The organism is Nocardia sp. CY15 (genome assembly GCF_009829295.1).
GTDB classification, from domain to species: Bacteria; Actinomycetota; Actinomycetes; order Mycobacteriales; family Mycobacteriaceae; genus Nocardia; species Nocardia sputi.
In genome coordinates this window covers 48,175-68,180 of record NZ_VUOT01000032.1, presented here as the reverse complement: position 1 = coordinate 68,180, position 20,006 = coordinate 48,175, and the positions used below count along the sequence as shown (strand labels likewise).

General features: G+C 68.2%; 18 protein-coding genes and 2 pseudogenes. 10 read left to right on the top strand and 10 right to left on the bottom strand.

The genetic code is table 11. The annotated features are described in order from the left end of the window. Positions 1 to 122, top strand: a pseudogene (locus tag GVY39_RS27570) (IS5/IS1182 family transposase); the annotation flags it as partial. A 577-nt stretch (positions 123 to 699) separates the two neighbouring features. Here GVY39_RS27570 and GVY39_RS27565 read toward each other — a convergent pair. Further along, complete coding sequence (locus GVY39_RS27565) at positions 700 to 1,179, bottom strand: hypothetical protein (RefSeq protein WP_159989362.1); 480 nt, start codon at positions 1,177 to 1,179, stop codon at positions 700 to 702. Between the two features lie 109 nt (positions 1,180 to 1,288). Between GVY39_RS27565 and GVY39_RS27560 the strand changes: the two are divergent. The 4 genes and pseudogenes from GVY39_RS27560 to GVY39_RS27545 form a co-directional block, all read left to right on the top strand. Further along, a pseudogene (locus tag GVY39_RS27560) lies at positions 1,289 to 1,615 on the top strand (Sir2 family NAD-dependent protein deacetylase); the annotation flags it as partial. Positions 1,616 to 1,668: 53 nt separating this feature from the next. Then, positions 1,669 to 1,797 carry a hypothetical protein gene (locus tag GVY39_RS35075; RefSeq protein ID WP_255466294.1) on the top strand — a complete coding sequence of 43 codons (129 nt, stop codon included), beginning with the start codon at positions 1,669 to 1,671 and terminating at the stop codon, positions 1,795 to 1,797. Between the two features lie 317 nt (positions 1,798 to 2,114). Next, positions 2,115 to 2,399 (top strand): hypothetical protein, encoded by a 285-nt coding sequence (locus GVY39_RS27550; RefSeq protein ID WP_159929508.1) that lies wholly within the window; start codon positions 2,115 to 2,117, stop codon positions 2,397 to 2,399. Between the two features lie 479 nt (positions 2,400 to 2,878). Beyond that, a complete protein-coding gene (locus tag GVY39_RS27545) occupies positions 2,879 to 3,400 on the top strand; it encodes a 2-phosphosulfolactate phosphatase (RefSeq protein ID WP_236565697.1) in 522 nt (173 codons plus the stop codon). Positions 3,401 to 3,429: 29 nt separating this feature from the next. On the opposite strand, the gene GVY39_RS27540 is transcribed toward GVY39_RS27545, so the two are convergent. The 3 genes from GVY39_RS27540 to thrS all read right to left on the bottom strand — a co-directional run bounded on the left by GVY39_RS27540 (position 3,430) and on the right by thrS (position 6,855). After that, a complete protein-coding gene (locus GVY39_RS27540) occupies positions 3,430 to 4,047 on the bottom strand; it encodes a TetR/AcrR family transcriptional regulator (RefSeq protein WP_236565698.1) in 618 nt (205 codons plus the stop codon). Positions 4,048 to 4,200: 153 nt separating this feature from the next. Beyond that, positions 4,201 to 5,544 (bottom strand): cytochrome P450, encoded by a 1,344-nt coding sequence (locus tag GVY39_RS27535; protein WP_159929517.1) that lies wholly within the window; start codon positions 5,542 to 5,544, stop codon positions 4,201 to 4,203. Positions 5,545 to 5,622: 78 nt separating this feature from the next. After that, entirely contained in the window at positions 5,623 to 6,855 is a 1,233-nt protein-coding gene (thrS, locus tag GVY39_RS27530) for a threonine--tRNA ligase (protein ID WP_159929519.1), read from the bottom strand. Positions 6,856 to 7,137: 282 nt separating this feature from the next. Between thrS and GVY39_RS27525 the strand changes: the two genes are divergently transcribed. From GVY39_RS27525 to purN, 4 genes are read left to right on the top strand one after another with little or no spacing between them, the layout of a single operon-like run. Further along, complete coding sequence (locus tag GVY39_RS27525; RefSeq protein ID WP_159929521.1) at positions 7,138 to 8,430, top strand: ABC transporter substrate-binding protein; 1,293 nt, start codon at positions 7,138 to 7,140, stop codon at positions 8,428 to 8,430. Then, entirely contained in the window at positions 8,427 to 10,241 is a 1,815-nt protein-coding gene (locus GVY39_RS27520; RefSeq protein ID WP_159929523.1) for a hypothetical protein, read from the top strand. The genes GVY39_RS27525 and GVY39_RS27520 overlap by 4 nt, the downstream gene beginning before the upstream one ends. A 49-nt stretch (positions 10,242 to 10,290) precedes the next feature. After that, positions 10,291 to 11,991, top strand: coding sequence for a tetratricopeptide repeat protein (locus GVY39_RS27515; protein ID WP_159929525.1), 1,701 nt, complete (start codon positions 10,291 to 10,293; stop codon positions 11,989 to 11,991). 14 nt (positions 11,992 to 12,005) lie between these two features. After that, positions 12,006 to 12,617 carry a phosphoribosylglycinamide formyltransferase gene (gene purN / locus GVY39_RS27510; RefSeq protein ID WP_159929527.1) on the top strand — a complete coding sequence of 204 codons (612 nt, stop codon included), beginning with the start codon at positions 12,006 to 12,008 and terminating at the stop codon, positions 12,615 to 12,617. Positions 12,618 to 12,860: 243 nt separating this feature from the next. Here purN and GVY39_RS27505 read toward each other — a convergent pair whose 3' ends face one another. After that, positions 12,861 to 13,271 (bottom strand): MerR family transcriptional regulator, encoded by a 411-nt coding sequence (locus GVY39_RS27505; protein ID WP_159929528.1) that lies wholly within the window; start codon positions 13,269 to 13,271, stop codon positions 12,861 to 12,863. A gap of 27 nt (positions 13,272 to 13,298) precedes the next feature. Between GVY39_RS27505 and GVY39_RS27500 the strand changes: the two genes are divergently transcribed. Continuing rightward, positions 13,299 to 13,886 carry a hypothetical protein gene (locus tag GVY39_RS27500; RefSeq protein ID WP_236565699.1) on the top strand — a complete coding sequence of 196 codons (588 nt, stop codon included), beginning with the start codon at positions 13,299 to 13,301 and terminating at the stop codon, positions 13,884 to 13,886. Between the two features lie 401 nt (positions 13,887 to 14,287). On the opposite strand, the gene ligD is transcribed toward GVY39_RS27500, so the two are convergent. From ligD to GVY39_RS27475, 5 genes are all read right to left on the bottom strand, one after another. Further along, entirely contained in the window at positions 14,288 to 15,241 is a 954-nt protein-coding gene (gene ligD / locus GVY39_RS27495) for a non-homologous end-joining DNA ligase (protein ID WP_159929603.1), read from the bottom strand. An 80-nt stretch (positions 15,242 to 15,321) separates the two neighbouring features. Continuing rightward, on the bottom strand, positions 15,322 to 15,612 hold the full coding sequence (locus tag GVY39_RS27490; protein WP_159929529.1) for a hypothetical protein: 291 nt from the start codon (positions 15,610 to 15,612) through the stop codon (positions 15,322 to 15,324). Positions 15,613 to 15,850: 238 nt separating this feature from the next. Beyond that, positions 15,851 to 17,056 carry a site-specific integrase gene (locus tag GVY39_RS27485; RefSeq protein ID WP_159929531.1) on the bottom strand — a complete coding sequence of 402 codons (1,206 nt, stop codon included), beginning with the start codon at positions 17,054 to 17,056 and terminating at the stop codon, positions 15,851 to 15,853. 166 nt (positions 17,057 to 17,222) lie between these two features. Next, positions 17,223 to 18,734, bottom strand: a complete 1,512-nt coding sequence (locus GVY39_RS27480; protein ID WP_201295369.1) for a carboxylesterase/lipase family protein — start codon at positions 18,732 to 18,734, stop codon at positions 17,223 to 17,225. A 261-nt stretch (positions 18,735 to 18,995) separates the two neighbouring features. Then, entirely contained in the window at positions 18,996 to 19,967 is a 972-nt protein-coding gene (locus tag GVY39_RS27475; protein WP_159929533.1) for a methyltransferase, read from the bottom strand. Positions 19,968 to 20,006: the final 39 nt, after the last annotated feature.

Sequence of the window (20,006 nt, the reverse complement as noted above, 5' to 3'; positions counted from 1 at the left end):
TCGCCTGGCTACATGCGTTCAAGCGTCTGCGCATCCGCTACGAACGCCGCGCCGACATCCACCAAGCCCTACTCACCCTCGCCTGCGCGGTCATCTGCCTCCGAAAACTCATTCTGAACTGATCTGTAAGTGCCAGGATGCCGGCCCGCCGACATGCGGTTTCTGTGCACAATCGAAGGATGAGGGTGGTGAGTTCCGGGTCATCGCCATACTCGGCTGCAACCCGGTTGATTTCAGCGAGACGGCCGGTCGGTATCGCTCCACGGCGAGATGGGCGCCGTCGAGGCTTGACCAGTCTGGCCGCGGGATTGCCGGTGGGCCGGATCAAATTGTCATCGACCGCGTGACGGTAGAGGCAGCGCAATGCGTTCGTAGTTGTCTGGGCGACGCCGATTCCACCACGGTCGCTACGCCTGATATCGCGTTGCTTCTGGAGTGTCGCAATGAGTTGTTTGAGTTCAGTGGTAGTCGGTTCGTCGAGTCGGCGACTCGGCCACATCTCGACGATTCGGTTCCAATAGCTACTGTATAAATCACGGGTTCTATTCGGAGGTATGGCCGCATATACGATCGGCACATACTCGGCGAAGGTTGGCATTGGCCGCTTCGACTGGGCGGCGATGAGGTCCTCTAGGGTCACTCCCAGCTTTTCGAGAAGCAGCTGCGCGGTCTGCACTTCGACGTTCGATGCCGACATTGTCATTGGACCACCTCTGAGGAAGTTGTTGCCTGTGCTTGCCGTTCACGCGCAACCATGGCGTCGACAGCGTCGGAGGTGAACATCAGAAGGACGCCTTCGGACGGATCTGCGGCGAGGAGGATCCGATCAGCGGTGTGTACGCCGACTTTGCGGCGGAATTGAGCTGGAAGCCGGAGGTCGCCAGCAGGCGTGATCCATAGTTCCGGTTCGCCGAAGCGCCCGACGACGACAACGTTGCCCTCCAACCGGAAGCCGAGGCGCACGCCGGAGCACCAACCCAGCGTGGGGAGCAGTGCCCGATCGATCACTCTGCCTCTGGCGTCCACGCGCCGCACGCTGCAAAGCCACTGCGGTTCCCGCTGAGATGGACGCTGATACAGCGTCGTGACAGGACGGTCGTTGTGGACGTGTGCGTATCCGGCAACCTTGGCAACAGGACCTCGTCCGGGAAGTACCGGCGCCAAGATGTGGTTCACCACGCCCGCACCCGGGCTGGCTGCAGGCATGGTGCGGCCTGACGGCGGAAGGTGCCAGAACGGTTGTAGAGCACCTGCCAGGTTGCGAGATCGCTACGGAAATGTGCCCTAACCGGACATCGTCTATTTCGGTGAGAATGTGCCCAAGGACAGGGTCGCCGAGGCTTACGAGCTCGTCGACGCCGCGGACGCGCTGCTGGTCGCCGGTTCGTCGCTGACCGTGATGTCCGGGCTGCGTTTCGTGCGCCATGCGGCCGAACGCGGCCGTCCCGTCGTCATCGTCAATCGAGGTCGCACCCGCGGCGACGAGCTGGCCGCGCTCACCCTGGACGCGGGGTGTTCGATCGTTCTGCCCGCGCTCGCCGAGTGCCTGGGGGAGACCCGCGCAACAGCTGGGGACCGCTTGCTCGGGGTTCCCGGATCCGCCGAGCGCGCGTAACGGCGGTCGCGGGTCGACCGACCACATCCTCGCCACCTTCCGCTCCGGCCGAGGTGGTCCCCGAAAACCCGGACCCGTTCATCCGTAGGCTGTTCGGCGTCGCCCGCCCGCGTTCGGTGGTCGACCCCGCGTTCTCCGCCCTGCGCCGCCGACTGCTGCTCGCACCCGGCCTGAATCCCTAGGCACCGACAGGAGCAGACATGAGTGAACCGTTGCAGATCAGCACGGATACTACTGAACCGAGCCCTCGCACGCGGCACAGCCCGAGCGGCGCCGGTTGAGCGACTCTGGGCCCACGCCCAGCAACCTGACCTTGCCCGTCCCTGCACGTACGGGTGTGAGGGCGATGATCACGGTGCCCGCCCCTTCTCGTCGTTCCGAACTACGCCGATTCGGCGGTCCGGTATGCGATCCTGGGCAGGATACGAGCGCTCGATCGATTGCTGGAGAACGAAGTTCCGTACGCGAAGAGACTGGATCTCATCATGGAGGGTTCCTCATGCGTGTCGTTTCCGGGCTGGCAACAGCTCTAGGGGCAACGGTGACATGGCTGACGCTGGTGTCGTCACCGGCGATGGCCGAGTTCGCCGCAGCCGTCGACACAGAGACGCTGGTGTCCTTCGAATTCGGCTCGGGCGGAGCCCGCAGTGAATGCCACAGCGGAAAGTTCCTGTGCGAGCCAGAAGAATTCAAATGCGACAACGACAGATGCGTTCAGAAACAATGGCTGTGCGACGGCGACGACGACTGTGGCGACGGATCCGACGAAAGGAACTGTCAGTAGAACCCACGTGATTCGGTGTCCGCTAAGAGGCGGGACTCGAGGTTCTCAGTTCCGCGGAAGTGTAGGCGCGGATGGTGCAATGGCCGCCGGGGCCGCTTTCCTCGACCGAGTCCACGCAGCGCGTTGGCGGTGCGCAGGCCGGCATCGGCCGATCGTGACCGCGTCAGCTCCGCTGCTCGAGGCCCGATCCCGTTGGCTCGGTCGTGGCGAATGCCGGTGATTTTGGAGCGGAAGATGCCGGAGTTTCCGGAGTGGTCGCGGCAGCAGCCATGGGGCGCGCGTCTGGAGTCGGGCCTGGCCCGGGGCGATGGCGGTGGGCCCCGGCCGCGCGTGCGTCGTCGTGGTCGACGTCTTGTCGTTCACGACGTCGGTGTCGGTCGCGGTCGAAGCCGGGACATACGTGCTGCCCTACCCGTGGCGCGACGGCGAGGCCACGCAGTTCGCGGCACGACGCGGCGCTGGCGGTAGGGCGGCGAGCGGTGTCCCAGCGGCAGCCGTGGTCGCTGTCTCCGGCGGCGTTGCGGCGCGCGCCGGTCGCGGCTCGGCTCCTGCTGCCCTCGCCGAATGGTTCGGCCATCTGCGCGGCCGTGACCGGTGTGCCGGTGGTCGCGGCCTGCCTGCGCAACGCGAGCGCCGTCGCCCGCTGGATCGTGGAACGAGGGTGGGGCACCGTGCAGCGGCCGGTGGCCGTGATCGCCGTCGGCGAGCATTGGCCCGGACGCGACGCATTGCGGCCCGCGGTCGAGGATTGGCTGGGCGCGGGAGCGGTCGCCGCGGCGCTGGCCCGCGGCGGAGCGGGGCCGCTGTCCGCGGAGGCTGCTGCGGCCGCGGCGGCACACGAGGGGGTCGCCGACGTCGCGGCGCTGATCCGCGACAGCGCTTCCGGCCGGGAGCTGGCCCGGGGCGGGTTCGCGCAGGATGTCGCGGTGGCCACCGAACTCGACGTCAGCCGGGTGGTGCCGGTGCGCGCCGAGGCAGCCTTCGCCGACGCCGTCCGATGACCGTGGGCGCGCGCCGCGGCCGGTCGGCGCTAGAGGTGCGGGCCGACCAGCGCGATCGCGGATTCGACCGCCACGTCGACGATGCCCGCGATGTCGTCGCCGTCTTCCACGGTGGTGGCGATCAGTTCCCGGAAGCCGCCGAAGAGGATCGTCGCCACCTGGCGGGATGGCGGACGCAGTCCGGCGGCGGCGAATTCGGGTGTGTCGGCGAGCTTTTGGATCAATGCGACGAACGCGTCGCCGACCTCGCGCTGCAACTGGCGCGTGGCGTCACCGAGGGCGGGCACGACACGGATCCAACTGAGGGTGAGGGAAGGCTCTTCTCGCGCGGTGGCTGTCCAGGCTTCGATGGCTTGGCGGATCTGGGTGCGCCATGGCATGCAGGGGTCGACCGCGGCATCGATCCGCTGGATCATCTCCTTGTGGTGCTCGGACAGCAGGGCGATGAAGCAGTCCTGTTTGCTGGTGAAGTGCTCGTAGAAGGTGCGGCGCGAGGTGCGGGCGTGGCGGACCACGTCGGCGACGGTCGAGTCCTGGTAACCGCGTTCGCGCACCGCCACGGCCATGGCGTCGAGCAGGCGGCGGCGAAACCCCGCGTCCGCGCCGTCGTCGGCGGAGGTGCGGGGTACCGGCTCGGCGCGTGTCACGAGATTCAGGTTAGTCAGTCCGTTCCGCTCGTCGCGTTCCGCCCGAGCCTCGCGGGCGGGGATCCGGCCCCGGCCAGAGCACGGTCGAGATGAGGTCGGCGAGCCTGCCCGTCGACGAGGGTGACCCACGGCCGACTTCGGGGAACCGCTCGCTCATGCCGTCGCCTCGGCGGCGCGGTCGCGCGCTAGCTCGCGCTGTCGGGGAGTGCGACGGTGCACCACTGCCCGGCCCTTCTTGGCCGGGACGAGTGCGACACCGCGGAAGTGCGCGCGCTCGTCGCGGGCGTCGGTGGGTTCGAGCGTGAAATCACGCAGCAGCGTGCGCAGCACGACGTTCATTTCCATCGTGGCGAACGCGGCGCCGATGCACCGGCGGCTGCCGCCGCCGAAGGGAATCCAGCTGAAGGTGCCCGGACGGACACCGACGAATCGGTCGGGATCGAAGGCGCGGGCATCGGGGAAGAGTTCCTCGTTGTCGTGCATCAACCGGATGTTGGCCACGATCTTCTGGCCCTTGGGCAGGGTCCACCGGCCCAGCCGCAGAGAATCGGCGCGGACCTGGCGGAACGTGGCATCGACGACCGGCCGCACTCGCTGCACCTCCAGCAGCGTCGCCTCGCGCAGCTGTGAACCTCCCGCATCGGCTTCGGTGAGCAGGCGGCGCAGGATGTCCGGGTGCCTGCGCAACCGTTCGATCGTCCACGCCAGCGTTGTCGCCGTCGTCTCGTGTCCGGCCGTGAGCAGGGTCAGCAATTCGTCGGCGATCTCAGCGTGCGACATGGCCGAGCCGTCGTCGTAGCGCGCTTGCAGCAGCATCGCCAGCACGTCGTCGCGCTCATCGATCCGGTCGGCTGCGGCGCGGTCGACGAGTCGGCCGACGATTTCGTCGTAGCGGCGGCGATAGGCCGCGAACCGGGCCCAGGGACCGAGCCTGCCCAGCGCCCGCTGGGGAACCGGGACGGCCGCGAGGGCCGAGGCCACCAGCACCAGTTTGGGTAGCAGTCGGCGCAGTTCGTCGAACTCCGCGCCCTCGGCGCCGAAGACCGCGCGCAGGATCACGTTGAGCGTGATCCGCATCATCGAGTCCATCGTCGCGAACTCGCGGCCCGACGGCCAGGCCGCCATCTCCCGGACCGCTTCCTCCTCGATGAGCGATTCGTACACCGCCAGCCTGCGGCCGTGGAAGGGCGGGGTGAGCAGTTTGCGCTGCTTGCGGTGTTCGGCGCCGGTCAGCGCGAACAACGAACCCGGCCCGAGGAACTGGCCGAGGTTGACGTCGAGGTTGTCGACGAGGTCGGTGCTCGCGGTGAACAGGGCTTTGATCTCGGCCGGATCGGCGAGCACGACGCATGGGCCGAATCTGGGCATCTGGATGGTAAAAGCCGATCCGTAACGGTCGTGCATCCGTCGCCAAGTCCGGGTTCGCCCGGTGAGTATCTGCAGGTTCTGCACGATCGGCGGGGACGAGGGCCCGTCGGGAATGCGCACAGCGGGCATGCGCCCACCTCCTCGTGTGGTACTTCGATGTACCACCCGTACGGTACGCTTGCGTACCGCGTGTGACAAGGCTTACACCTACCAGTCTCCGCACGCGAGGTCCCACAGCTCGGCGCTGTGGACGGCGATCAGCGACGCGATGCGGCCGAGCGCCTCTGACACGGGCAGCCGATCGAGTCGGTGCCCGTCACGCAGGCGCAGCGCCACATCGTCGGCGGCGGCCTCCTGTGCTCCGATGATCGCTTGATACGGCACGAGACGGTGGTCGCGGATGCGCGATCCGAGACTGCCACGATCCGGCGGGCAGACCACCACGCGCAGCCCGAGGTCACGGCAGCGCCGTTCGAACCGCTCGGCCGCCGCATGCTGCACATCGCTCACCGGCAGCACGACCACCTGGGTGGGCGCCAGCCATGCGGGGAACCGGCCACCGTGGTGTTCGACCAGGTGAGCCACGGCGCGCTCGATGCTGCCGATGATGCTGCGATGCACCATGACCGGCCGGTGCGCGGCGCCGTCGGCGCCGGTGTAGTGTAAATCGAACCGCTCGGGTTGATGGAAATCGACCTGAACGGTGGACAGGGTGGACTCCCGTCCCGCGCTGTCGCGGACCTGCACATCAATCTTCGGGCCGTAGAACGCGGCTTCGCCTTCCACCGCCTCGTAGTGCAGGCCGGAGTCGTCCAGGACGTCGGTGAGCACCGCTATCGAGCGCTCCCACAGTCGCGGCGCGGCAACGTATTTCCCACCGGGTCCGGGCAGGGACAACCGGTAGCGAGCCGCGTCGATGCCCAGCGCGGCATAGGCGGAACCGATCATCGCCAGCGCCGCGGCGACCTCGGCACAGACCTGATCGAGGGTGCAGAAGATATGCGCGTCGTTGAGCTGGATCGCGCGCACCCGGGTCAATCCGCCCAGCACGCCGGAGAGTTCGGAGCGGTACATGCCGCCCAGTTCAGCGATCCGCAGCGGCAGTTCCCGATAGCTGTGCGCGCGGGAGCGGAACAGCAGAGCGTGGTGCGGGCACAGGCTCGGACGCAGCACCACTTGTTCGCCGCCCAGGTCCATCGGCGGGAACATGTCGTCGCGGTAGTGCCGCCAGTGCCCGGAGATCTCGTAGAGTTCGCGTTTGCCGAGCACCGGCGAATACACGTGGCGGTAGCCCGCGCGGTGTTCGGCGGTGCGGATGTAGTCCTCCAGGGCCTGGCGCACCGCCGCGCCGTCGGGCAGCCAGAACGGCAGTCCCGCGCCGATCAGCGGGTCGGTGTCGAACAGATCCAGCGCACGGCCGAGGGTGCGATGGTCGGGCATGGTGGTCTCCTCGTGAACAACGGGCGAGTGACCACAAGATGAAGCCCGGGGCACTCGCCCCGGGGCTGGGATGGAACAGGGATCAGCGCGCCGGGACGGATTCCGGCGTCGTCGTCACAGCAGCGCGCTTCACGTCGGCGACGCTAGCAGACGCCACCGTCGCCGCACACCCGAATATCGCGTGCGCCGCCGCGAGAGGCGCGAAGATCTCGAAGCGCCCCCCGGCACGGCGGCTTTCGCGCATAATCGACTTCGATTGGCATGCAATGACATCGGGGGTCGATGGGGACACGCAGAGCGGTGCTGCAAGCGGGGGTGATGCTCCCGCTGGCTGCCGCGTGCGCGCCGGATCTGCTGCTGGGCAGTTCGGACGCGGTGCGTGTCGGGGTGTCCTGGAGCGGGTCGGAACTGGCCGCCTTCCACGCCGTACTCGACGGGCTGAACCTGCCCTTCGACGTCGAAGTCATCCCGCTCGGAGACAACACCGACACCGCCTTCAGCGCAGGCGGCCGATCCGCGCCGGACGTGGTGCTGCTGCCGCAGGCGGGGCGGGTGCGGGAACTGGCCGAGCGAAAGAAACTACGGCCGATCGCCGAGACGGTGTGGACCGACGACCTCGGTCCCCGCTACGCCCAGCACTGGCAATTGTTGCTGCGCTATGGAAGTCGTGCGTTCGGCGTGCCGTTCAAGGCCGCCGACAAGTCACTGGTGTGGTACGACCGGCGGCAGTTCGACACCTACGGGTTGGGTGACCCGGCGGAATGGACGCTACCCGACTGGGTCAACCGGATGGAGGTCCTCGCACAGTCGCCGATCCGCCTGCTCGCGCTGGCCGCCGCCGACGGATGGGTGCTGACCGACTTCTTCGAAAACGCCCTGCTGGCCGAATCACCCAGGATCTACGACGAACTGGCCTCCCGGAGCGGACGAGAGTGGGACAACCCGGCAGTGCGGGCCGCGCTCACCCACCTGGGGGTCCTGTGGGGACACCGGCACGCCTTTCCCGGAGGAGTCGGGGTCGCGTTGACCCGGCAGTTCTCCGACGCCGTCCGCGACGTGTTCCAGCATCGCCACGCCGCAGCCGTGGTCGCCCCCGATTTCGCCGAACCGATCATCCGCAGCGCGGTGCGCGCGTCCGGCCGCGAGGTGCGGGACGTGGTCGGGGTAGCGCCGTTTCCGTCCGTCAACACCGCGTCGGGGCGGCCGAAGATCGTCGGCGGTGACGTGATCGTGGTGACACGCGAAGCGAACCGGCGCGCCGAGGACCTGGTCGAAAAACTGGCCGGTGTACACGCCCCTCTGCCCTGGATCGAGCGCTACGGCGGTTTCCTCACGCCGAACATGCGCACCGACGCGACGTACTCGCCGCTGCTGGCATCCTCGGCGCGTGAGCTGAACGCCCGCAGCGCCTTCGACCTGTCCGACCGGATCGGCGCGGTGGGCGCACGGGAAGGATTGTGGCGGGTGCTGACCGAATTCCTGATCGCGATCGGCGACGGTGCGCAGACGCGGGTGGCCGAGTCCATCGAACGCGCGATCACCGCGCTGGACGGCTTCGAGCGGCGGCCCCGGTGACGCGGCCCACGGACTTCCGAGCGAACGGGCTGAGCATCGAGCTGGCCACCCGCCGCATGCGCGGGCCGCTGGTCGCCGGCGGCCGGCCGCGGCGCTGGCCGGCCAGGCTGGCCGCACTGCCCGCGACCGTGCTCACGGTGGCCCTGCTGGTGCTGCCCGCCGGGTGGAGCGTGGTCATCGCCACCCGCGCGCGCCCGGTCACCGTGCTCGCGTGCGCGATCGTCGCGGTGAGCGCGCTGCTGCCTGCCATAGTGCGCAGAAGGCTGGGTGCGCCGCCGATACGGATCGCGGTGTGGCTGTGGGCGATCGCCGGCACGGTCGGTGGTCTGTGGCTGCTGGGCGGCACGATGACCGCCGACGGCAGAGGCGCGTACCTGCGCACGCTGCTGTGGGTGGCCTTCGGAATCGGGCTGCTGGTGTTGGCGTTGGCGATCGCGTGGTGGGGGCGCGCGGCGCGCTGGCTGTGGCTTCCGCTGATCGTGCCGTTCGGGATCTCGGCGTTCGTGTCCGGTGTGGCGTTCCGGGTGATCTTCGGTTCCGGTGCGCGGTGGCTGGCCATCGAAGACGTCGGCGCCTACCGGTGGTGGCTGGCGGCGATGCTGGGGTCGGCGTTCCTGTGGACCTGGCTGGGTTTCCTCACCGCGCTGTTCCGGGCGGGCATTCACGCGATCGAGACCGACCCGGCGCGCGCCGGGTACCTGTATCGCGACGACGGCAGGCCGCTGGCGCTGCGGCTGTACGAATTGCTGCGGCCGGTACTGCTGGTCGCCGGGCTCGCGGTGGGAGTCGCGGCCGCGCGCGTGTTCGATGTCGTGCTGATCGGGGTCCCCGGGGCCCTGGAGTACCAGGTGGACAGCGCCACCGTGCACTGGTGGCGACTGACCGCCGACGCCGAGCCCGGCGCCGCGGCCGCCTACGCGCTACCGCTGGCGGTGCTCGTGGGCGCGGTCGCGTGGCTGTTGCAGCTGGACGTGCGCAGACATCGCGCCAGTTGGTCGGCGATGCAGGCGATCTCGGTGCCGGGACGGCGGCGCATGGGCCCGTTGCGGCTAGCGGGCATCGTGGTGGTCTCGGTGCTGGCGCTGTTCCCGATCGGCGTGCTCGCCTATACGAGTGTGCGCGGACACGACGGATTCGGGTGGTCGGCGATCGGTCTGGTGTGGGGTGACGACGGGTTGTGGCGCTCGCTGCAGACCACCGCGTGGGTCGCGGGGATCGTGACGGTGGTCGTGGTCACCGCTGCGGTGCCGGTGGCCTACCGGCTGGCCGCCTTGCGCCCCGACGGCACCGCCGCCCGAGTGGCCGTCGTGGCGCTGGTGGTGCTCGCGGTGATGCCGGCGCAGATCTATCTCGGGCCGATCGAAGGTCTCGTCGACACCTACCAACTGTCGGGAACGCGGATACCGCTGATCCTCGTGCACGCAGCCGCGGGCCTGCCGATCGCCATCCTCGTGCTGCGCGGCGCGCTGCTCGCCCCGCCCGGGAGCGCCGCGGCCGACGCCCTGCACGGCCTGGCCGGTCCCGGCACGATCGCGCATCGGGTGCTCGCCTCCTCCGGGCCCGCGCTGGGTGCGGTGGCGGTGCTGGAATTCGTCCAGGTGTGGAACGACTTCTTCATCGGGCTCGTGGTCAGCGGGGCGGGAGCGAGCCCCTGGTCGCTGCTGTTGTGGGGCGAGGCAAGGCAGTTCGGGGAGAACGCCGCCCAACTGGCCGCGGGATCGCTGGTGTCGGCGGTGTTGCCGGTGGCGCTGCTGCTGGCGACCTGGCGGCGCTGGGTGGTGCCGGGACTGACCGGGGGAGTACTGCGATGAGACGGATCGAACAGGCGCGATCGTGCGGCGCGGCGAGCAAGGAGCGCCGTTGAGCGCATCGGGCGAACACCGCGAAACCGCCGGGCAGACCACGACGCCGAGGTCATCGATCTGGCTGGGGTTTCTGGGCACCGCGTCGGTGGTGGCCTACACGGTGCTGTTCGAGTTGGTACGCACCCTGGTGGTGAATTCGTTCGGCGAGAACGCCGTCGTGGAATTCCTCAACGGCCCGTTGCGATGGTTCTCGGCGCTGTTCGTCGCCGCGGCGGCCACGTACGCGCTGCACCGGTTCGCCGTCGGGTATCGCACCAAGCTGCGCACCGCCCGCGCGATGGACTCGATCGCCGGGCTGGTCGAGCCGGGGCCCGCGCTGGCCGATCCGAGCCCACGGGTGGTCACGCCCCCGCCGCGGAGGGTCGCCGCCTTGAACGGGCATCTCATCGCCGCGGTCCTGCGGGACCTGCCGGTGCACGACTACGAGACGGTCGCGCTGCTGGCGGTGCTCAACGCCATTCGCGACACCCCGGGACGGTTGCCGGTGGCGAGAGAACCCTCAGCGCGCACCGCGACAATGCTGGTGGAAGGACTGCGCCGACGCGGCGTCCTCGCCCACGACGGTGCCCAGCGCTTCTGTGTGCGGCAGGTGCCCGAACTGCCGGATCGAGCGACGGTCACGGCGGGGCCGCAATGGGGTGCGGCGCTCACCGCGCTGCTGCACCACTACGCCGACCGCGCTGGCCGCTGGGCGATCGCGCTGGAGACGCGGCGCTTCGCGGTAGGCGCGCGCCGATGGTTCGAGGCCGAGGAACCATACCTGCGCGCCTTGGTGGCCGCGTGCGCGAATCCCGGCGTGGAATTTCCCGCGGCGGCGCTGGCGCACCTGCTCGGCATCGGTAACGCACTGGACGTGTGGTACGCGCGAATCGGTATGGCCGAGAACGAGCGTGGAGTGCCCGACGATCTGTGCTCGCTTCCCGGACTCGACGACCTGAACCGGGATCTGATGTTGCTACGGGCCGGCCGGCTGCCCGAGCGTCCGCGCGGCTACCGGCCGCGGCGATTGTCGACGAGCCTGGCCGCCCGGTGGGAACACCACGCGGCGCTGCGACGGCTCGCCACCGTCCCGCTGGATCTGGACGAAGTCGCCGACCAACTGGAAACCGCCTGGTGGCTGCTGCCGCGTGACGACATCCCCGGCGAGGTGTGCGCGCTGATCAACCTCGCCGTCGTGCACATCCGGCAAGGACGCCTCGACGCCGCGCAGGATCGTCTCGAACTCGCCGAATCCCTCACCCGCACCGGCCTCGATCCCGACGGACGCGCCCAGACCCACGAGACGATGGGCGCCCTGTGGTGGGCTCGCGGCGAACCCCGCCGAGCGCTGCGCTGCTGGCAGCTCGCCCTGAGCGCATACCGGGTACTCGACGACGACCCCGGCATCGGCCGCTGCCTGCAACACCTCGGTTCCGCAGTCGTCATCGCCCCCGATCACGCCACCCTGCTCCTGCCCGCCGACCCGCCCCTCACCCGCGTCGAAGCCCTCCGCCAAGCCACCGGGTGGCTCGCCGAAGCCCGCCGCAGGCATCCGGCCGCTCACCACGCCGAACGCTATGCCGCACAGGCTCGCACCGCACTGCGCTCCGGCCGTGGCTTCCGCAACCTCCTCCCGGCCGGCCATCGCACTCCACTGTCGCGCATCGACCAGTGGCCCGCACCCGTCGACGACCACGCCCCCGCACCGGCGCTGTGAGAGACTACGCAACCATGCCGGAGCTTCGAGTCGCGGTGATCGCCTCCCACAACGGGTCCAATCTGCGTGCGATGCACCGAGCTTCCGGCGTCCCGGACGCACGGTTCCGGATCGTGCTGGTCATCAGCAACAACAGCGACTCCGGTGCGCTGCGCTACGCGCGGGATCACCAGATCCCGGTCCGGCACCTGTCCGGACGCACCCACGACGACCCGGACGAAGCCATCCGCGCCGCACTCGTCGAGCACGCGGTCGATCTGGTGGTGACCGCCGGTTACCTCGAGAAGATCGGGCCGCGGACCAGGAGCGAATTCGCCGACCGGATCATCAATGTCCACCCCGCGTTGTTACCCCGCCACGGCGGCCCCGGCATGTACGGCGAGCACGTGCACCGAGCCGTCCTCGACGCCGGAGACCTCCTCACAGGCGCGTCCGTCCATGTCGTCTCCGGCGAATACGACGCCGGTGAGGTCATCGCGCAGGCCACGGTGCCGGTCCATCCGGGAGACACCGCCGAGACGCTCGGTGCGCGCGTCCTGGAAGCCGAACACACCTTGCTTCCCGATGTGGTGCGGCGAATCGCGACGGACAACGCGTTCCCGGCACGCGCAACCACATGCCCGTGACCGCACGAGCCACTCTCGTTCTGGTTCGTCATGCCGAGCCCTACCGTCCGCGCCCAGGCGGCCCGGCGACTATGAACGTTCTCGGCAGCCACGGCTCTTCGATCTCCCGGGCTCTGGTGGGTTTCGGCGGCCGTGAGGCGACCGGGCATTCAGCCGTGCGATGCCGATGCCCGCGATCTACCGGGTGGATTTCGAGAACGACCGCGTCTGGAACCGGTGGCGGGTAGGTATTCGTTTCGTGCGCTATTCCCCGGGGAGAAGAGGGGGAATTCGAGCCGATATATGTTCGCGCGCTTGCTCACATTCGGTCATGCTGTGCGGGCAGGCGAGAGCATGCTCGATCAGTTCCTTGGCCGCTTGTGCCTGCGCGATGCGCCGCTCGAGCTCGTCGACGTGGTGGCACAGCAGATCCCGGTGTTCCATCGGGTCCGCGGTGGACAGCACCGTTGCCAACTGCCCCAGCGTGAGACCAGCCTCCTTGCCCATCAGGATCAACGCCACGCGTTCGAGGTCCGTCTGCTCGTACAGCCGCTGGCCACCGTTGCGGCGAGCAGGCTCCAGCAGCCCGAGGCTCTCCCAGTACCGCAGCACGTGTGTGCCGAGCCCGAACCGCCGGGCCAGATCGCCGATGGTCAGCATCTCACTTGACTTCATGTGTCCATTAACCGGCACGCTGGCGGCATGAGCAAACCAGTGAATCCGGAAGAGCCCGAGCGCTCCGCGGCGGTGAGGCTGCCGCAACACCGTCCCTACCGACTGATCAGGAATCGCGTATCGAACAACAAGGTGCGAGCCAAAACGGTGCTCACTGCATTCGGTGTCGTGTCACTGCTGGCCACTGCACTCAGCGGTTGCGGAGCCGGCGATGGCGACACACCGCCCCCCGCGGAGAACCAGGTCGAGATTCTCGAACTCGAAGTCGAGAACGATCAGTACGCGGCCCCAGATCTCGATCGCGCGGGAATGAGCATCGGCGATATGGATATTTTCTCCGGAAACGCTATAAAGAACGGGCAGAAGGTCGGACGCGGGGGCGGCACTTGCCAAGCCATACATGTCGACGGAGAAAAGGTCACTTCGCAGTGCTTGCTCACGATGCAGTTCGAGAGCGGCTCGGTCACGTTGCAGGCCGTGTGGGTCAGGGGCGCGAACCCGCTGGACATGGCCATCACCGGCGGCACAGGCTCCTACCTCGATGCCGGGGGCAGTGTTCGCTTCTGGGACATCGGGACACCGAACGAGAGAGTACGCGCCGAAATCATCCGTTGATACGGCCGTCAGAGGCAAGGGTGCCCGCCCTCGTGATTCGTGAACGCTGCCCTCTGCCGCATGCCGGTGCCGCCGACATTCGTGGACATCTGTCCTCGGATGCAACGGCCGAATCGAGTGGTGCTGTCCGGTGAAAGCGCAGGGAGATAAGCGGCCCAGTCGTCTTGGCGAACTGGGTTCACTTGTGTGCCGTCTGCGGGGCAACGCCGAAGAGATCGCTGACCACGAGGGCGTCGAGATCCATGACATCGGCGATCGTCGCCGTTGCAGGATCGCGTTGCCCTCGTGGAAGCCTGTTGGTGCAGGTTACGGATTGTTGTATTGGATGCGATTCCGCCCGATTGCCGCGTGACCGGGCCTGCGACCGTGAACCGCCGGGCACGACCGGCCAATCTCCGAAATCACTGCGACGGAGGCACTTTCGCTTCTCGGGGAGACCTGTCGGGACGCAGGCCGCGCCAGCTGGGGTGGCGCAGGCCCTCGGGGGTGACTTCGCGGTATTCGATGTCGGCGACGAGGACCGGCTCCACCCAGTGAGCGGTAGCGGCGAGGGCTCGCGGCGGGGCGATGTCGAAGGGCGTGTCCGGGCGGGCCAGCTCGTTCAGCCGGGTTTGCAGGGAGCGGCGGGCGTGCATGGTCCATCCGGTGCCGACATTGCCGATGTGCACCAGTTGATCGTGGTCGTCGTATGCGCCCAGCGCGAGCGAACCGAACGTCGTGGAGAAACGGCCCGTGCCGGGCAGCCAGCCCGCGACGACGACCTCGGTCGTTCTACGCAGCGGCGTCTTGATCCACAACGGGGACCGGCGGCCGGGGTAGTAGGCGGAGTCGAGGCGCTTGGCGATGATGCCTTCCAGGCCGTGCTCGCGGGCGACGTCCATCAGGGTGGTGGGATCGATATCCGGGTAATACGGCGGGGTGCGGGCCAGCGGCCGGTCGAGCGCGAGTTCCGCCAAGCGCTCGCGGCGCTCGGTGTAGGGCAGATTCATCAGAAACGAACCGTCGAGGGCGAGCAGATCGAAGGCCAGGTACTGCGCCGGGAAGCCGCGCAGCAACTCCGCACCCGGCGAGATCACATGCATCCGCCGCTGCAGGCGACCGAACGACGGCGCCCCCGTCACCGGATCGGGCGCGACGATCTCACCGTCGAGCAACAGCTCGCCTCCCTCACCCAGATCCGCCAGAACCGCTGTGAGCTCAGGAAACGATCCGCTGAGATCCCGATTGTTGCGACTGTAGAGCCGGCAGTCCCCGTCCCCGTCCCCGCACCGCGCGATGGCGCGAATGCCGTCCCATTTCATCTCGAACGCCCACCGGCCGCGCTCCTGCGGTGGCCGTCCGGAGACGGCCAGCATCGGCGCCGGCGCTGACAGCACACCAACAGCATATCCTCAGCAAACATCCGCGCCGGATCGGCTCGGCAGACCGGTCTCCATCAGGGGCGGTGCATGAACGCCATCAGGCAGCACTCCTTGGTGCTCGCGCTGTCGATGCTCCGTTCGATCACGCTGACCAGCTCCCAACCCTGGGATTCGAGCAGTTCGATGCCATTGAGCAGGTGGACAACCGGCTCGACGATCGCGGACCTGTTGTCTCCCAGGGTGCGGAACTCCACACGCGGAGGCGAGCTCAGGACCAGGTTCCGGCGCGGATAGGACCGCAGGTCCACCGCGCCGTTCAGTACGGCGATCACGTCGAAGACGGGTCCGGGTGCAGGAGTATTCACGTCCTCATCATGCATACTCGACACCTCCGGCCAAAGTATCGAGCACCAGGCGCTTTTCGTCGAGTGCGGATGGCAAAGGGCCGCTCGATCACACGGAATTCACCGAGGGATTCTGTGCGCGCCGCAGTGCCTGCCTGCATGCGGATCGCTAGGTACGAACTGCTCTCGACCTGCGTCGCAGCCCTCATCGCGGCAATGCGCGATGTCGCATCGAATGCGGTCATCCTGAGCCCCGCGATCACAATCCGAGCTTGGTGACCGCGTTGTCTTCCAGCGGGTTGGCGGTCCGAATGTAGCCGTGGACGGTGCGCGGGTTGGACCACCGGCCTTGGCGCATGATCTCGCGGTCGCTGGCGCCGCCGAGCGCGGCCTGGGTGGCGAATCCGGCGCGCAGCGAATGACCGGAGAACAGGGCCGGGTCGAGTCCGGCGCGGGCGGCATAGCGCTTGACCAGCTCGGCGACCGCTCGGCCGGACATGGCGCGATCGCCGATCACGCCGTGCCGGGTGATGGTGGGGAACAGCGGAAGATCCGCGTCGGTGAGGGTGGTGCCGGTGAAGCCGTGGCAACGGTGGATCCCCGGCGCTCCCGCGGAAACGTCGGCCAGCCGAGCGCGCACGCCGGATGTCCCGGCGGCGGCATGAATTTCGCGCAGACGCAGCCAGTCCGCGAGAGCGCAGACCGGACAGGTCGCGGGGCGCCGCCCCCGGGGCAGGGCCACGCGCTGTTCGGCCGAGCCGGTCGGGTCGGTCTTCGTCGCGGGCAGCCGGATCAGCAGGATCGGCTCCCCGGTGGTGTGGTCGAGGCCGACCTCGACGTCGCCGATGCGCAAACCGGCCAATTCGCTGCGGCGCAACGCGCCGGCGAAACCGATGAGCAGAACAAGGGCATCCCGGCGGCGTGCGGGTTCGGTGGGCCAGCCCGCTTCGGGAAGCCCGCCCAGGAGCTGATCGAGAGTGTGCAGCAGGACGGGGCGTTTGCGATTGGGCCGAGTGCGCCGGGTACGGCGGATACCGCGCAGCGTCAGACGAACCACATCCGAACGCGTCGGCGACGGCAGGCCGTTGGCCGCGTGCACCGCCGCGATCGCGGCCGACTTGCGTTCCAACGTCGCCGGACTGAACGCCCACTCGCCGCTGTCACGGCGTGCGTCGGCGGCCGCGGCCAGATAAACGGCGACGTCGAGCGCATCGGCAGGAAGCGCCTGGCGGCCCTCTGCGGTGCACCACGCCGACCAGGCCACCCAGTCGGCCCGGTAGGCACGCAGAGTGTTCGCCGATTGGGACGCTTCGAGATATCGGCGCAGCGAACCGGCTTGGTCGTCATCGAAGCGATCACGCACCAACCGCAATGCCACGGCATCGACCAGGACGCTGCGCACGCCATGCCGCAACTGCGTGCGCACCGACTCCGGGACCGCGACCACGCTGGATCGATCGTCCATGGCTGGCTCCCGCGTTCCGGTCGGCGACTGACTGTCCGCGCCAGCACATTCGGCGCGAGAATCCAGCCTACGGCACTCCGAGAGCACCCTCACGATCGAAAGCTCGCCGCGCTCCGGCTCCGCTGCCCAGGCACTGCGCCGGACCCGCAGCAGCAATCAGCAAGCGTCACAGTGACAGCAGGCCGGGGAGGTCCAGGGTGTCGAACCGGTGCGTGGCCCAGATCAGCCTCGAGCGTTCCTCGGGATAGGGCTGGGTGATCGACTCGGCGGTGTAGACACGGGTGAGCCGGGTGTCCGAATCGTAGCGAGCCCAGCCGGGGTCGCCTGTGGTCGCGAAATTCACCCAGTCGCTGCGCATCTGCTGGGAGACGCGCACCACCTCATCCGCGGCGTTCGGATGAGCGGAGGGATGGCCGCGCACATCGTCCACGCTGAGCGTGGCGAAGACGAGCATGAAGTCGAGGCTGTGTGAGGCGCCTTGCTTCGAGTTGAAGCTCCAGCACAGTTCGTAGGTCCAGACCGGCCCGCCCCCGGCATGGTGGGCGTGTGCGAGATGCAAGCTGGGCATCCGAAACAGCCAGTCGGAGTTGACCAGTTCGTACAACTGCCCGTGCGTGGCATCGGGGTACGCGGCACGGTAAAGGCCAAGGCTGTCGGAGGCGGGCGCGAGACGGTCGAGTACGGCGGTCACCTGATCCTCGGTCACCTCGCTGCCGAGCAAGCCGTTGAACAGCCGGTATTCGTCCCGGGTGTGCCCAACGAGCAGATCGATGCCCTCTGCGGTGCCTGCGGCGAGCGCGCGCCATGGCGCGCCTGGGAGCACGGCACCGTCGACGACGGGTGAGAACGGTGTCGGGGTCAGCGCCATCGGTCCCCACGTTTCGACGAATCCGGGCATCTTCTGGATGACCGCGTCCGTCGCGTTGATCAGCGCGCGCGGCGAGACACCGGCCAGCTCACCCACGGTGGCTTGCACACCGAGTTCCGCGGCGATCGTCGCCGAGATCGCGGCGGCGAGCCGCGGGGTGAAGTACGTTCCCGGGACGCTCTGGGCTATCGCTCGATGAAACAGCCCGGCGGCCATCGGCATCGTGAGCAGCGCCGCAAGACAGCCCGCCCCGGCGGACTGCCCGAACACGGTCACCTTGCCCGGATCGCCGCCGAACGCGGCCACATTGTTCTGCACCCAACGCAACGCGGCGACCTGGTCGAGAATGCCGCGGTTGTCCGGGGCTCCGGCGATATGAGCGAAACCTTCCGCGCCGACGCGATAGTTCATGCTGACCACCACCACACCGGACCCGGCGAGAGTCGCACCATCGTGATGCGGGTTACCGGAACGGCCACCCAGATACGCACCGCCGTGGATCCACACCATCACCGGCAGCCCGGCGGCGCCGAGGTCAGGTGACCAGACGTTGAGGGTCAAGCAGTCGCCGGAACCGTCATCGGTGTCCCCGGACATCGACGGCACCGCGCTGCCCGCCTGGGGAACCGGTGGACCGAACGCCGACGCGTCGCGCACGCCATCCCACGGCTGTGCCGGGACCGGCGCCGCGAACCGTCGGATACCGAACGGTGGCTGGGCGTAGGGGATACCCCGGAAGACCGCGACGGCGCCCTCCCACCTGCCACGCACAACTCCGGCAGCAGTGCGTATCTCGGGTTCGATGTTCACGCGGTGCTCGCTTTCCTTCGGTAGGTCATCGGCTGCGGGGGAGCGAAGGTGGTGATGGTCGACGCACGCACGGTCCGAATATTCACAGCCTGCAACGACATTCAACCCTGCAAGTCGTTTCGTCACCTCCGGTTTTCGCGCGCAGACATCCGAGAACTCGTCACGGCCAGGGCAGATCACTCGAGTCTCCGACAGATCACTGCTCGAACGGAGGTGTCCTGATGTCTGCTGATCGCCCTCGGAGAGGGTGCTCGACGGGTCTCACCGGCTGGCGGCCAGTTGGAATTCGAGAAGCCGGCGTTGGTCGGTCAGAGCGGTCACAGTGCCGAGGACCAGTCCATGTGAAGCGGCTAGCGTGGTGAACTCGTCGATCCGGCGCTGGCGGCCGCCGTAGTGCACCAGCATGATCAAATCCATCTCGCTGTCGGCGTCGAGCTCTCCGACTGCTTCGATCACCAGGATGCGCCCGTCCGGGTAGGCGGCCTCGACGCACCGGTCCAGGATGTGATGGACGTGCTCGTCGTCCCAGTTGTGGAGGATGTCGAACAGCAAATAGGCATCCGCCCCTGCCAGGAGCGGGTCGAAGAAGCTGCCTGCGGTCACCACGGTGCGATCCTCGAGGTCGTGAGCTCTGAACGCATGCCCGGCGTGGGCCGCAGTTGGTGCGAGATCGATGAGATGGCCGTGTATCCCAGGATGAGCGGCCAGGATCGCGGTGAGCAGGGTGCCGTGGCCACTGCCCACATCGACGATGGTGGAGAACCGTGACCAATCGAAACCAGCGACGACCTGCGGAATCTGCTCTCGCAACCGCACGGTCATCTGCCGGTCGAACGACTCACGGAGGTGAGGGTGGCCGGTGAGGTCGGCCCAGAAGTCCTGCCCGTAACGACGTGGGTAGTCCGCTTTGCCGGTGGCGATGCTGTGAGCGAGTTCGACGAACGCCAATTCGGCGCGGCCGGCAGCGGAATCCAGGTGCAGGAGGATGTTGGTGAAGCCATCGCCCGCATCGGCGCATAGGTTCGCCCCGAACTCGGTAGTCCGGTAGTCGGTCGATATTCGCTCGACTACCCCGAGGGTGGTGAGGTGGCGCAGCAACAGATCGAGCGCGACAGGTGAAACGTCGAGTTCGGCCGCGAGCTGATCGGCGGCGGCGCCGTCCCCGCGGAGCCGGTCCGGCAGGCCCAGGGTCACTGCGACCCGCAGAGCCATCGGCGTCGCCAGACCAGCCATGCGAGGAAGTGTGTCGGTGTCGTTGTGTCTCACGAAGAT